Origin of the sequence: Streptomyces sp. NPDC059785 (assembly GCF_042732375.1) — a bacterium.
GTDB lineage: Bacteria > Actinomycetota > Actinomycetes > Streptomycetales > Streptomycetaceae > Streptomyces.
The window spans coordinates 1-13,362 of sequence record NZ_JBHWHV010000019.1; the positions used below are offsets into that span (position 1 = coordinate 1).

Annotated in this window: 9 protein-coding genes and 2 pseudogenes; 1 reads left to right on the forward strand and 10 read right to left on the reverse strand. The window is 69.5% G+C overall.

All coding sequences use genetic code 11. The features are described from left to right. Window positions 1–279: 279 nt before the first annotated feature. From ACFV6E_RS16780 to ACFV6E_RS16790, 3 genes and pseudogenes are all read right to left on the reverse strand, one after another. Window positions 280–852, reverse strand: coding sequence for a universal stress protein (locus tag ACFV6E_RS16780; RefSeq protein ID WP_385462275.1), 573 nt, complete (start codon window positions 850–852; stop codon window positions 280–282). A gap of 134 nt (window positions 853–986) precedes the next feature. Further along, on the reverse strand, window positions 987–2,171 hold the full coding sequence (locus ACFV6E_RS16785) for an MDR family MFS transporter (protein ID WP_385164870.1): 1,185 nt from the start codon (window positions 2,169–2,171) through the stop codon (window positions 987–989). A 110-nt stretch (window positions 2,172–2,281) separates the two neighbouring features. Further along, window positions 2,282–2,524, reverse strand: a pseudogene (locus tag ACFV6E_RS16790) (CorA family divalent cation transporter); the annotation flags it as partial. 601 nt (window positions 2,525–3,125) lie between these two features. On the opposite strand from ACFV6E_RS16790, the pseudogene ACFV6E_RS16795 reads away from it, so the two are divergent. After that, window positions 3,126–4,355, forward strand: a pseudogene (locus tag ACFV6E_RS16795) (IS3 family transposase). A 152-nt stretch (window positions 4,356–4,507) separates the two neighbouring features. On the opposite strand, the gene ACFV6E_RS16800 reads toward ACFV6E_RS16795, so the two are convergent. From ACFV6E_RS16800 to ACFV6E_RS16830, 7 genes are all read right to left on the reverse strand, one after another. Beyond that, the gene (locus ACFV6E_RS16800; protein WP_385462278.1) at window positions 4,508–5,728 is read right to left on the reverse strand and encodes a lactonase family protein; all 1,221 of its coding nucleotides are present in this window, start codon (window positions 5,726–5,728) and stop codon (window positions 4,508–4,510) included. Next, window positions 5,725–6,849, reverse strand: coding sequence for a sugar phosphate isomerase/epimerase family protein (locus tag ACFV6E_RS16805; protein ID WP_385164852.1), 1,125 nt, complete (start codon window positions 6,847–6,849; stop codon window positions 5,725–5,727). The genes ACFV6E_RS16800 and ACFV6E_RS16805 overlap by 4 nt, the downstream gene beginning before the upstream one ends. Next, window positions 6,846–7,316: a DUF6379 domain-containing protein gene (locus ACFV6E_RS16810; protein WP_385164850.1), complete on the reverse strand. Its 471-nt coding sequence runs from the start codon at window positions 7,314–7,316 to the stop codon at window positions 6,846–6,848. Before ACFV6E_RS16810 ends, ACFV6E_RS16805 begins: the two co-directional genes overlap by 4 nt. Window positions 7,317–7,394: 78 nt before the next feature. Further along, a complete protein-coding gene (locus tag ACFV6E_RS16815; protein ID WP_385462281.1) occupies window positions 7,395–9,086 on the reverse strand; it encodes a GMC oxidoreductase in 1,692 nt (563 codons plus the stop codon). 359 nt (window positions 9,087–9,445) lie between these two features. Next, complete coding sequence (locus ACFV6E_RS16820) at window positions 9,446–10,735, reverse strand: MFS transporter (RefSeq protein WP_385462284.1); 1,290 nt, start codon at window positions 10,733–10,735, stop codon at window positions 9,446–9,448. Window positions 10,736–10,996: 261 nt separating this feature from the next. Beyond that, window positions 10,997–12,247, reverse strand: a complete 1,251-nt coding sequence (locus ACFV6E_RS16825; protein ID WP_385462287.1) for an ROK family transcriptional regulator — start codon at window positions 12,245–12,247, stop codon at window positions 10,997–10,999. A gap of 71 nt (window positions 12,248–12,318) precedes the next feature. Continuing rightward, window positions 12,319–13,344: a sugar phosphate isomerase/epimerase family protein gene (locus tag ACFV6E_RS16830; protein ID WP_385462290.1), complete on the reverse strand. Its 1,026-nt coding sequence runs from the start codon at window positions 13,342–13,344 to the stop codon at window positions 12,319–12,321. Window positions 13,345–13,362 lie beyond the last annotated feature (18 nt).

Genomic DNA, 13,362 nt, shown 5'->3' on the forward strand with positions numbered 1-13,362 from the left:
CGGCTGGCGCCAGCGGCGAGCCGCCAGGCGCCCGCCGGCAGCCGCCAGCCGCCCGCCGCCAGCCGCCAGCCGCCAGCCGCCAGCCGCCAGCCGCCAGCCGCCAGCCGCCAGCCGCCAGCCGTCAGTCGCCAGCCGCCCGTCGCCGTCAGCCGCCGCCCGTCGCCGCCCGCCGTCGCCCCCGTCGCCGCCAGCCGCCCCCCCCCGTCGCCGTCAGTCCCCCTCCGCCGCCAGCCGCCCCCCGCCGCCCGTCGCCGTCAGCCGCCCGCCGTCCGTCGCGTCTCATACCTCGGGTGGCGCGGCGGCTGCCCTGAACTCCCGTTCCACATGCCCCGTGTCCATCCGCAGCCGCCAGGCGTTGCGTCTGCGCGCGGTCGCCAGCGCGGCCTCCAGCGGGGACGGCGGCACCACGAGGACGGGGCAGACGGCGCGGGCGAGGCAGCGCCGGCCGACCGACGGCCACAGGACGCGGTTGAAGAAGCCGCGCCCGCCGGAGCCGACGACCAGGACGTCGTCCTCGCGGTCGGCCGTCCGCACCAGCACCCGCGCGGGAGTGCCCTCGGCGACGAGGGCCCGCAGCGGAACCCCCGCGCCGGTACCGCCGAACACCTCGCACAACGCGCTCAGCAGCCGCTTCCGCGCCAGCCGCGCCCAGTCCTCGACCAGGACGCCACCGGCCAGCGACCGCTGCGCGCCGGGACCGCCGCCGGGCGCCTCCCAGGCCAGCACCGGCCACAGCTCGGCCCCTCTGAGCCGGGCCTCACCGGCCGCCCGGCGCAGCGCCGCGAGGCTGCCCGGCGAGCCGCTGACCCCGACCACGACCCGAGCGGCCCGAGGCGCGTCGGAATCGGACATGACTCCCCACCGTCCCTCACCCGTCGGCGGGCACGCGCCCGCCGGACCTCTTCGGCTCTTCCGCAATCGGTTACCCCCGCCGCCGCACTTCACCGGCGGAAGGTGACGTCCTGGCGGGGCAGTCCGTGAAGGGGTCAGTCCGTACGGGGTTCCGGCGCGCGGGGCAGCAGGGCCACCGCCAGGGCCGGTACGGCGGCGAGGACGAGCCAGGGCACGGCCGGCGGCAGCCCCAGGTCGAGCAGGGAACCGGTGGCGGAACTGCCGGCGAGGACGATCAGCCCGGAGACCGAGGACAGCGCGCCGGTGTAGAGGCCGAGCCGCCCGTCCTCGGCGAGGTCGGGGACCCAGGCGCGGGCGGCCGGGGCGACGAGCATCTGCCCGAGGGTGAGCAGCACCACGTACCCCGCAGCGGGCAGCAGCCCCGTGACCCCCGTCAGGGCCGCGGGCCGGGCGGCGGCCACCACCGCGAACCCGGCGGCGATGAGCAGCAGTCCGGCGGCCATGGAGCGGCGCAGGTCGAACCGGTCGCCCGCCCGGCGGGTGACCGGCAGTTGGGCGAAGACCACGAGCAGCGAGGACAGGGCGAACAGCCAGGACAGCGGCGCCTGGGAGCCCGCCGCCCGCTCCACCTCGGCGGGCAGCGCGAGATAGAGCTGGTTGTAGGCGAGCAGGTAGCTGCCGTACGCGCAGCACAGGGCGAGGAAGGGGCGGTTGCGCAGCAGGGTGCGCAGACCGCCACGGCCGCGGGCGCGGACCCGCCCGGGGATGTGCTGCGGCATCAGCCACGCGTGCCCGGCCAGCACGAGCACGAAGACCCCGGCCCCGGCGAGGCAGGCGGTGCGGAAGTCCACCGCGAGCAGCAGCCCGCCGAGCAGCGGGCCGACGAAGGCACCGGCCTGGCCCGCCACGGTGAACAGGGCGAGCACCCGCGTACGGGGCCCGTGGCCCGCCTCCTCCCAGGTGACCGCCTGCCGGGCCACCTCGGATTCGACCGCAGGGGAGAACAGGGCGGCGGCGAACCCGATGACGAGCACCGCGCCGATCACCGACCAGGTGGCCGCCGCGTACCCCAGCCAGGCGAAACCGGCGACGCGCAGCGCGCACCCGGCCAGCACGACCGGGCGGACGCCGTACCGGTCGACCAGCCAGCCGCCCACCACGAACAGGCCCTGCTGGCTGAAGGTCCGCAGCCCGAGCACGAGCCCCACCAGCCAGCCCGCCAGACCGATCGCGGTGCCCAGGTGCTCGGCGAGGAACGGCAGCACCGCGTAGAAGCCGACGTTGAAGGCGAGCTGGGTGAGGACGAGGAGCCGCAGCAGTGGGGAGAGGTGCCGCCAGGTGCGCTCGCGCGACGGCCCGGCCGCCTCGCGCGCGGTGGCCCGGCCCGGCTGCCGCGTGCCGAGGTCCGTCCCGGAGGACGCGGGGTCGGTCACAGCCAGTCCCGCCGCTTGAACATCAGATACAGGCTCACGCAGACGACGCCCATCAGACCGATCGCGAACGGATACCCCATCACCCAGTGCAACTCCGGCATGTGCGAGAAGTTCATCCCGTAGATCGTGCCGACGAGGGTCGGGGCGAAGAGGATGGCTGCCCACGAGGAGATCTTCTTGAAGCCGTCCACCTGGGGCCGCCGATCTGCGACGATCGCGCGTTCGCCAGCGCTGAACTGCGGCGACGCCTCTTTCACGGTCTTTCGGACTCCTGTCGCATAGTGCAGCCGGTTCTCCCCACGGGCTCCCCAGCGGAACTCGAACTCCCCAGATTCCCCCACGGGGTGGGTTCTTCCAGAGCAAGGCAGGTGGGCGATGCTACCTGAGGAGGGGAGGAGCGTTGTGCACGCTCTGTCATGGTCAGGGGTGCGGTAGGGAGGAATCACTCCGGTAGATACGAGGCACGTGTCTGGTCGCTCCTTTGTACGCCACGAGTGACTTTCATCCGCCGCCTCATCCGCGTCGCTCAACGCACCTGGAGCGCCGCCGACCCTGGCTGGACCAGATCCTCCCAACTTCGCTGCTTGAAGGGAGTGAGTGACCTCTACGATGTCCTATAGATGCCAAATGGCGGAATCTGTACAAGTGCTGCAAAACCCGTCTGCCCGAACGTGAACCAACAGGTCACGCAGTGTGCTCCCCGCGCCCGCGGGGATGGTCCCGGTGATCCTGGTGCCCCGAGTGCAGGCGCCCTCGGTATGCGGCGCATGCGCCGTCACGGAGAGTGCTGTCCACATGTTCTACGACCCTCGGACCAGCCCCCGCCACCCTGGAATGCAGGTGGGACGCAAGTCTCCGTACCCGGAGGAGTTTCGGAAAGACGCCGTCGCGCTCTACCGCCCCGCGGCAGGCAAGCGGACGTATGCGGCGGTGGCCGCGGATCTCGGGAGCACCGCGGAGTCGCTGCGAACGTGGGTCCGCAAGGCCGAGGCCGAAACCGTGCCCGGACGCCGTGACGCAGGCGGAAGCGAGGCGGAGGAGCTGGCCCGGCTGCGGGCGGAGAACGCCCGGCTGCTCAAGGCCAGAAAGAGTGGCACCTGGAGCGCGGGATCCTGCGCCGGGCAGCCGCCTATCTCGCTCGGGAGGTGAAGTGAGCCCCCGCCGCTGGGACCTCATCTCCGACAGCCGGGCCGACTTCGGCGTCAAGCGGATCTGCCGTGTGCTCGGGACATCTCGCGCCGGCTACTACCGGCACCTGGCCACCGAGCCGGCCCGCACCGAGCGCCAGGCCGAGGAGAAGCGGACCCTGGCCGGGATCCGTGCCATCCACGCCGAGCAGCATGGCGCCTACGGCGCTCCGCGCGTCCATGCCGAGCTCCGTGCCCGCGGACACCGGATCAACCGCTGGGGGTACCCCCGCTCGCGGGGGAGTGTCACACGGCTGATGCGGATCAACCACATCGTCGGCCGGCACCTGCGGAAGAAGAAGCGCACGACGATCGTGGACAGGACCGCGCCGCCCGCGCCGGACCTGGTGATGCGCGACTTCACCGCGGACACGCTGAACACCAGGTGGTGCGGCGACATCACGTACATACCCGTCGGCACGGCGTGGCTCTACCCCGCCACGGTGATCGACGTCTGTTCGCGGCGGGTGGTGGGCCGGTCGATCGCCGATCACATGCGCACCTCGCTCGTCACCGACGCGATCGAGATGGCCGTGGCTGCCCGTGGCGGCCAGGTTCGCGGCGTCGTTTTCCACACCGACAGGGGCGCTCAATACCGTGCGGCCGCCTTCGCCGAGGTGTGCCGCCGGCACGGCATCCGCCTCAGCATGGGCCGAGTCGGCTCGAGCTACGACAACGCCCTGGCCGAGTCATTCTCCAGGGCCTCAAGCGCGAGTTGCTCCACGGGAGGCGCTGGACCTCGAAGGCGCAGACGCGGCTCGAGCTGTTCCGCTGGCTGTCGTACTACAACCGGCGTCGCCGGCACTCCGCCCTCGGCTACCTCACACCAATCGAGTTCGAACACCCACTGGTCACGACACGTACTCTGTCACTCGTCGCATGAAACCCGGTGTCCACTCCCGAGGTTGGATCTCAGAGCTGGCTTCCTCCACCGGGCTCGACGCCGCTGCCTGACCGCAGGGCTCGCTTCCTGGGCGCGACGAAGCCGCCGATGAGGAAGTCGGGTACCTCACCGGCGGTTCTCTCCCCGCTTCGTCAGCCGGGCAGTACGACGAACTCCACGAACGCAGGCTGGGCCACGCGGGCCTCGGTCAGCGGAGTCAGTGAACCGACCTCGGAATCAACCGTGTAGGCACGCACCAGGTCGGCGGGCCGGTCGGCCACGAGCAGGAACGTGCCTGACGGATCGAAGGCGAAGCTGCGTGCCGCGAGCCCGGGGTGGACGGAGGGTGCCAGGGAGACGTGTCCTACCCGAGTCAGCTCGCCGTCCCGCTCTGCGCGGAAGGCGACGACGGTGTCTTCGCCCCGGTTGTTCACGTACACAAACCTTCCGTTGGGGTGTACGCGGACCTCCGCCGGTTCGTTGGGGGCGGAGTACCCCTCCGGCAGAGTCGAGAGCCGGGAGAGCTCCTCCAACGCGCCCGTCTCCGGGTCGAAGGCGTACGACGCGACCTCCGAGGCCAGCTCGTAGGTCACGTAGCAGCGGTCGCCCTCGGGCCCGAAAGCGATGTGCCGCGGCGCGATCTCCGGCGGCGTCTGATGGGTGTGGACCAGCTCGAGGGTGTCCCCGAGCCGGTACACGAGGATCCGGTCGGTGCCCTTGTCTCCCACCAGCACGAAGTCACCGGACGGGTCGATGACCGCGCAGTGGGCGTGCCCGCTGGACTGCGCGTGCCCGCCCGCCTGGGGGCTGGAATTGGGGTCCTTGCCGTGGCCCTCCATGACCTTGACGTCACGGAGGGGGCCCACGGCGCCGTCCGCCTCCAGCCCGAAGAGCAGCACGGTCGAGTCGTCGTAGACGTACTCCACCTGCCAGGTCCCGTCCTCGGCCTGGCGCACCTTCTCCACGTGCTCGAAGTCGCCATGGTTGGCCGTCACCAGCAGGCCGCGGCGCTGGTCCACCGACACATAGGTGGGTCGGGGACCGGGTGCGACGCGGAAGTTGACCGGAGTGAGGTTCCCGTCGCTTCGAGAGACGGAGAGCGCGTGAACCGCGGCCGGGGGCTGTACCGGGCCGCGTCCGTCGGTCTTGCGCTCATCGACTGCGTAGAGGGTCCCGGTGGACTCGGCGTAAGCCAGGTGTCCGGCCTCCCGGGGCTCGGCGATCCGGTGTGCCGGGGTGATCTTGCGACCGTCCCAGGAGACGTCGAGCGCGGTGATACCGCCTGCAGTGGGGTCGGTGTCGCTGGGATAGCTCCCGACGTACGCCAGAAGCCGGCCCTCGGGCGCCGCGGGCGCGGCGGGTCCTTCGCTCATGCGGCCAGCAACCTTCCGAGCATCTCCTGGTGGCGGCGGACCTGGTCCACCTCGTCCATGAGATCCTCGAGGCCACGGTCCTGGAAGTACCGCTGGCCCTCGTACTCGGAGTTGATGTATCCGTCGAAGCCGCCGGCCTTGAGGGCGCCGATCGCGGTCTCGTAGTCGATGGCGATGTCCTGGTACTGGCCGGGCTTGCCAGGCACCTCGGACATGTTGTTGAACTTGCCGTGCACGTGGATGACGTGCGGCGCGATCTCCCGGAGCGTGTCACCGGAGGTGCGCGAGAGCAGGAGCGCCTCGGCGACCGTGCGGTAGTCGATGTCCTGAGGGTCGGTGACCCGGTCCTGCGTGTACTTCTTCAGGCCCTCGAACGCCTCGCGCAGCTCCGGCGCGCTCTCCCCGCTGGTCAGATAGCGGCTGAAACCGGAACGCACGTTGCCCGCCGTGTGGCGGTAGACGGCGGCCAGGTCGAAGGGGGCGCTGCCGGCACGGACGGCGAGCGCCAGTTCCACGGACGCATCGGAAGCGGTTGACTGCGCGCCGCGGCGCTCCAGCCAGGACAGCAGCACTTCCGAGGGGCGGAAGCCGAAGATGCCGAGGTCGGGCACGATGCCGAGGTGGCGGGTGCCGGTGCGCTGGACGACGTCGAGGATCTCGCCGACCTCGGGCCCTTCCAGGTTCATCGGCTGGTGGATCTCCTTGCCGAGCTTGATGTCGAGCTCCTCGGCCAGCGGCAGCGCCGAGACCAGGATCTCGACCGGAACCACGGACAGCACCCGGACGTTGCTGAAGCCCAGGGACTTCGCCAGACGGATGTCCTGGCGGAGCCGGTCGGCACACTCCTCGTACGTCATGACGTGGTCGCGGAACTGGAGCACGTCCATGCCGACGTCCATCGCCACGGGCTTGGTGCCGTAGGTCTCCATCCACCGGAACCACTGACGGCGGAAGTCTTCGCCCGGATCCGGGTATCGGAGGGACATCTCGTCGATGAGCTCGATGCCGTCGGCACCGCCGAGGTTCTGGCCGACCTCGCGGATCTGGTCCTCAAGGGTGAGTTCCTTGAAGAACTGGGACTGCTGGTAGCTGTAGAGCGACACGCCGCGCTGGATGGTCATCGGGTCTTCTCCGGCTCGGTCAGGGTGAGGGGGTAGGCGATGATCTCGGGGGTCTTGTCCGACCCCGCGCCGGATCCCGGCTGCGGCGGGTTCTTGACCCATTCCTCGTCGGTGGGGAGGTACCCGTAGGCGGCGAGGACGGACTGCTGGAAGCGCACGATGTGCTCGCCCGCAGCGAGGCCGCCGGGGGCCGCGATGTGCAGGATCGCCTCGTCGTCGTAGTTCCAGTGCTCGTGCACGGCGAGCTTGATTTCGGCGAAGGTCCGCGGCGGCTTGCCGTTGATCTCGAAGGTCTGGACGTCGGTGGGGTACTCGGTCCCGTCCACCTCGACGTAGTAGCCGTTGTGGAGGGAGAGGTAGCAGCCGCGGTAGTTGGCGTGGCGGACAGCCAGGGTGAAGCCCACGGTCTTGCCGTCGCGGACCTCGTTGCGCAGGCTGTCCGGGCGGATCAGGAAGTTCTCAAACATGTCTGGCACCAGGTGTGTTCGTCGGGGGGACGGAGCCGCGGGGCCGGTCCGCCGGTGGGGGACCGGCCCCTTCGGGCCCTAGCTGTTGCGGGCGGTTTCCTTGTGGAGCGAGCCGTCCGCGTGCTGCTGGGCGATGTACTCACACGCGCGCGCGGTCAGGGCCATGATCGTCAGGGTCGGGCCCACGCCGCCGTTCGACACGTAGGCGCTGGCGTCCGTGACGAACAGGTTGGGTACGTCCCACGCCTGGTTGTGCTCGTTGAGGATCGACTTCGCCGGGTCGTTGCCCATCCGGGCGCCGCCGCACTCGTGGATCGCCGCGCCCATGGCGAGGCTCCGCTTGATGCCGATGCGGAAGATCGCGCGGCTGATCGGGTCGGCGTCCGGCCAGATCTTCTTGGAGTCCAGGCCGAGCGCGGACGCCGCGAAGTTGACGCGGTAGCCGCTCGCCTCGGCCATCTCCCGCAGACCACGGACCTGGGCGCGCATCATGGCCCGCTCGTTGTCGGTGAGGGAGAGATGGATACGCGGGATCGGGATTCCCCACGCGTCGGTGCGGCGGGAGTGCACGGTGATGCGGTTGTTGTAGTACGGCAGCATCTCGCCGAAGCCCATGAGGCCGACGACACCCCCCGAGCCCGCGGGGACGGGCATCCGGCCGATGGTGCCCTGCACCGACCAGCCTCGCGCGAAGTCCTTCGTGGTGGTCCTGTCGACGTTCTCGAAGTGCGGGATGTACACACCGCCGATGGGCGGGTAATACGGGTCCGCGGGGGCAGGGTCTTCCGGCGACTCCGCGCCGGGGTGGTTCGGGTCGTCGCCGAACAGCAGGCTCGGGGTCTGGTCCATGAAGTAGTGGCCGAGCAGACCGGAGGAGTTGGCCAGGCCGTCGGGGTGCGCGTCGCTCGCGGAGTTGAACATCAGGCGCACCGACTCGATGGCGGAGGCGCACGAGACCACGACGTCCGCGTAGACGCGGTGCCGGGCCTTGGTGTTCTGGTCGATGAATATCGCGCCGTCGGCCAGACCGGTCTTGGAATTGACGGTGATCTTCTCCACGATCGCGTCGGTGCGGGTCGTCAGGCGGCCCGTCTCGCGCGCGGCCACGATCCCGAGCGGGACACGGTGCAGGTTGGGGGCGGCGTAACGCCACGGGGTGACGTGACGGTCGGGCCAGCGGCTCTCGACCGTGGACTTGAACTCCTTCTCCGCCTTGGTCATCACGGAGGGGCCGCGGTACTTGCCGTCGGGGAGGTTGTCGATGCCCTCGTCCGTACCGTACAGCCCGAGGAACTCCTCGACCTGGTCGTAGTACGGAGCGATGTCGGCGTAGGAGATCGGCCAGTCCTCGCCGTGTCCGTCCCGGGACGCGGCCTTGAACTCGTGGTCGGAAGACCGCAGCAGCACCCGGCCGTAGGCGTGCAGGCGTCCGCCGAGCTGGCGTCCGCGGATCCAGAGGAACTCGCTGTCGGACGCGTAGGGGTGCTTGAAGTCATTGACCAGGAACGGGCTGGTCTGGTCCTTGAACATAGCCCGTCGGGCCTGCACGTACTGGCCCTTGAGGCCGGAGCGCAGACGGCCGCCGAGACTGATGCTCATCGCCTTGGGAGCCGTCGCCGGCTGCGGCACGAAGTCCGCCTCGCTGATGTCACGGCCGGCCTCCAGGAGGAGGACCTCCAGGCCGCGCTCAGTGAGCTCCTTGACGGCGATGCTGCCGGCAGCGCCGGAGCCGATGACCAGGGCGTCGTAGCGCTTGTCGAGGGAGGCCATGGTCAGCACCCACCCTGGATCCGTGCGGACCCGCAGATGCGGTCCATGTTCTGCGTCTTCTTCACTTCTCTGACTCTTCTCTGCGCTGAGGTGGGGGAGGGCGCCTCAGTCAGCTGACCGTGGCGTCCGACGGATGAGGGGCATTCGGACCGTCGGACCGCGTACCTCGCGCAGGCCGAGTCGGCTGCTGCGTTCCCAGGCGCTGAAGACCAGGCCCTGGAGGGTGTGCGGTGTTCTGACTCCCGAGTGGGGAGTCAGAACGCTCGCTGTGCGGAGCAAGGCGTCACACGAGTCCCGCATGGTGACCGCCTTCCCTTCCGCGTTCTGTCACTGGCTCTGTCGTGCGCTGATTTGGCAGTTCACGCGTTGATGGGCGTGGCTTCCTCACGACGGGGCTGCCGGAAGAAGACGGCCCACACCAGGGCGGCGAGGGCCGCAGTGGCGATGGGGAACGCCCAGACGGCACTCCAGTCACCGGGCTCAGGGTTGCTCTGGCTGCCGACGGTGGCGGTGTAGATCTCGCCGGAGACGAGGGAGCCGATGAAGGCGCCGATGCCGGAGACGACGAGGATGAGCATGCTCTGGGCCTGGGCGGCGAGTTCGACGGGGGCGACCTGGCCGATGTACATGGCGGCGAGGATGAGGAAGAAGTCGTTGCAGATGCCCTGGAGCACGACTGCCGTGATGGCCAGCCAGTTGCCGCTGCCCGCAGCCTCGATGAAGAGGACGAAGCGCAGGGCCCACATGCACATACCCGTGAAGAGGGCCCACTTCATGCCGATGCGCTTGAGCATGAAGGGAATGGTCACGATGAACACGACCTCGGACGCCTGTCCCAGGGCGAGTACGCCGGCGACGTTGCCCACGTCGAGGGCGCCGAGGTAGGTGGAGGCGTAGGTGTTGTAGACGCCCAGCGAGATGGAGGTGAGTACGGCACAACCCATCAGTACGGCGAAGTTGCGGTGCCGCAGGAGCCGGAGAGCCTTCGCGCCGACGAGGTCGCCGATGGAGAACCGCACGCCCTTGGCGGGCGGCGGGGTGGCGGGAAGGGTGAAGGAGTAGAAGCCCAGTACGAAGCTGGCGACAGCCGCGACGTAGAAGATGCCGACGGAGGCCGACAGTCCGAGCCAACCCACACCGAAGCCGGCGACGACCCAGCCGACGGTGCCGAAGACCCGGATGAAGGGGAAGTGCCGGTTGTCCGCACCGAGATGGCGGAAGGCGATGGCGTTGGCCAGACCGAGGGTGGGCTGGAAGAACAGCATGTATACGAAGATGAGTGTGACGGTGAGAGTGCCGCTGCCGGCGCCCACGGCGGCGGGCAGTAGCAGCAGGACGGCTCCGCCTACCAGATGCGCAAGGCCGAGACCCTTCTGGGAAGCGAGAAATCGGTCGCCCAGGGCGCCCAGGAGCATCGGTGAGACGATGGCCGCGACAGCGGCCAGCGTGAAGGCAGTCCCGATGACGGGCGCCAGGCCGTTCGTCGCGAGGACGAGTCCGAGAGTGGCGAACCACGAGCCGAAGACGATGAACTCCAGCAGCATCATGACACTGAGCTGGATGAACATCCTGCTGACGCCGGTCGGGGAGTCGTCGGGCGTCGCGGTGGTCGTCGGCGGTGCTGCGTCAATGCTCGTCGGTTGACTCATCATTGAGATCCCTTATAACCGTTCGAGTTCTGAACAGTCTTCCCTGCACCGGTGGTGCTGACAGGGGTCAGCCAGGGGTGGCGCCAGTGAATCTGTTCTCACCAGGATTTATGTGCGCTACCGGGTTCCGAGACCCGTGCGCTGAGCGTTTCTCCGCTGGTGCGGCTCACGCAGACCGAGATACACGTTCCGTGCGGTGCGACAGCCTGCGCGGCTCAGCCGACCTCACTTCTGGTTATCGTACAATTTCAGACTTGTTTGTCAACGATTTCTTGCCTGACTGTTCACGTCTCGAACAGTCGCTGGTTGCCTGACCCATTCGGGCAGGGTGCTGACCCCTTGGCCGGCGTCCGCGAGCACCGCGGCGAGGCCACCGAGCAGGGCTGTGTCGTCGCCGAGTCGGGCAGGCACGAATCGAATGGACGGCGAGACGGCTCGCAGGCTGTGCACCTCGACCGAAGACTCAATACTCTCGAAGAGGAGGGGGCCGGCCTCGCTGAGGGCACCGCCTACCGCGATCACGCTCGGCGCCATGAGCTTGGCGGTGTTGGCGAAGGCGCGCCCCAGGTGGCGTCCCGCCTCGTAAAGGACCCGCCGGCAAGCCGGATCGCCCCGGCGAGCGGCGGCGACGATCTCTTTGAGGCTCTTGCGTGAACTTCCGGAGTCCTCCAGGGCGAGGAGGAGGAACTTCTCGGATACGAAGGTGGTGAGGCAGCCCCGGCTCCCGCAGAAGCAGACGGGGCCGTGGGATTCCAGCACCATGTGTCCGATCTCCCCCGCCAGCCCGTCGCCGCCGCGATAGATCTTGCCGTCGATGACAAACCCACCGCCGACGCCTGCGGCGCACATGACGTACAGGAAGTCTGCGGCGCCCCGGCCCGCACCCCATGTCCATTCGGCGAGGGCGGCGAGGTTGGCGTCGTTGTCGGCGATCACTGGGATGCCGAGGCGTTCGGCCAGGGTGTCGGCGATCGGGACGTCGGTCCACGCGGGAAGTTGGAGCTGGGCCCAGGAGGCGATGGTTCCGGTGGCGCGGGCGATGGGCGCCTGCATGGCGACGGCCACTCCTGCCAGTTCCTCCGGTCCCAGTCCGGCTCGGGCGGCCAGGGCCATCACTGTGTCGGAGACGAGAGCGATGCCGACATCCTCTGAGCCCTCGGCGTAGGGAATCTCCGTGTCCAGGCGAGTCATACGACCGAAGTCGAACACAGCCGCGCGCAGGGAACCTACGTTGACCTGTACGGCGACGACCGCGGCGTTGCTGGAGACGAGGGCGACGAGCGACTCCCGGCCGTTGACCGGACGGACCTCGGCCACGCCCTCGTCCCTCAGGCCTTTCACGATGGCGTTGACGGTCGCACGCGACAGCCCGGTCCGGCGCGCGAGGGCTGCCTGGGAAGACGGGCCGTCCAGGCGTAGAACCTCCAGCACGCGCTGCACACTGCCCCGTCGGGCCACTGAGGGCGGCCTTCTGTCGTGCGCGGACTTGCCGGCATCTTCGCCATGATTCACGGGACGACCATACGACCAACCGGCCGGCACGCGCAGACCCCCGTCTCCCGGCCGGCTCGTGTGCGGGCCGGCTACTGGTTGCTGAAGGCGGCATCGAAGGCCGCGTCGGGGAGCGGCCACAGCGCGGCGCGGATCCTGCCGACGGCCTCGGCGGCGCCGTGGAGCCGGTCCATGCCGGCGTCCTCCCACTCCACGGAGATCGGTCCGTCGTACCCGATGGCCGCCAGTGACCGGAAGGCGTCTTCCCAGGGGACGTCGCCGTGTCCGGTGGAGACGAAGTCCCAGCCGCGACGGGGGTCGCCCCAGGCCAGGTGGGAGCCGAGCACGCCGGCGCGACCGTTGGGTGTGCGCACCCGGGTGTCCTTGCAGTCGACGTGGTAGATGCGGTCGGCGAAGTCGGTGATGAAGGCGACCGGGTCGATGTTCTGCCACATCATGTGGGAGGGGTCCCAGTTCAGCCCGAAGGCGGGACGACGGTCCACGGCGTCCAGGGCCCGGACGGTGGTCCAGTAGTCGTAAGCGATCTCTGAGGGGTGCACCTCGTGCGCGAAGCGCACTCCCTCGGCGTCGAAGACATCGAGGACGGGGTTCCAGCGCCTTGCGAAGTCCTCGTAGCCGTCGTCGATGACGGCCTGGCTCACCGGCGGGAACATGGCCACGTATTTCCAGATCTTCGATCCGGTGAACCCCACGACGGTGTCCGCGCCCAGCTTGCGGGCCACTCGGGCCGCCCGCTTCATGTCCTCTGCCGCACGGCGACGCACACCTTCTTCGTCTCCGTCGCCCCAGATCTCGGACCGCAGGATGGCCTTGTGCCGGAAGTCGATCGGGTCGTCGCAGACCGCTTGACCGCCGAGGTGGTGCGAGATCGCCCAGACGCGCAGGCCGTGGCGGTCCAGGATGTCCAGCCGCTCTCGGAGATAGCGAGGGTCGGCCTCCGCGCGGGCAAGGTCGAGATGGTCGCCTGACGCGGCGATCTCCAGTCCGTCGTACCCCCACGCACTGGCCAGGCGGGCCACCTCTTCGAACGGCAGGTCCGCCCACTGGCCGGTGAACAGGGTGACCGGCTGGCGAGCCGGCTGCGGGTCCGCGGTCATGTTGCTACTCCTTGGCTC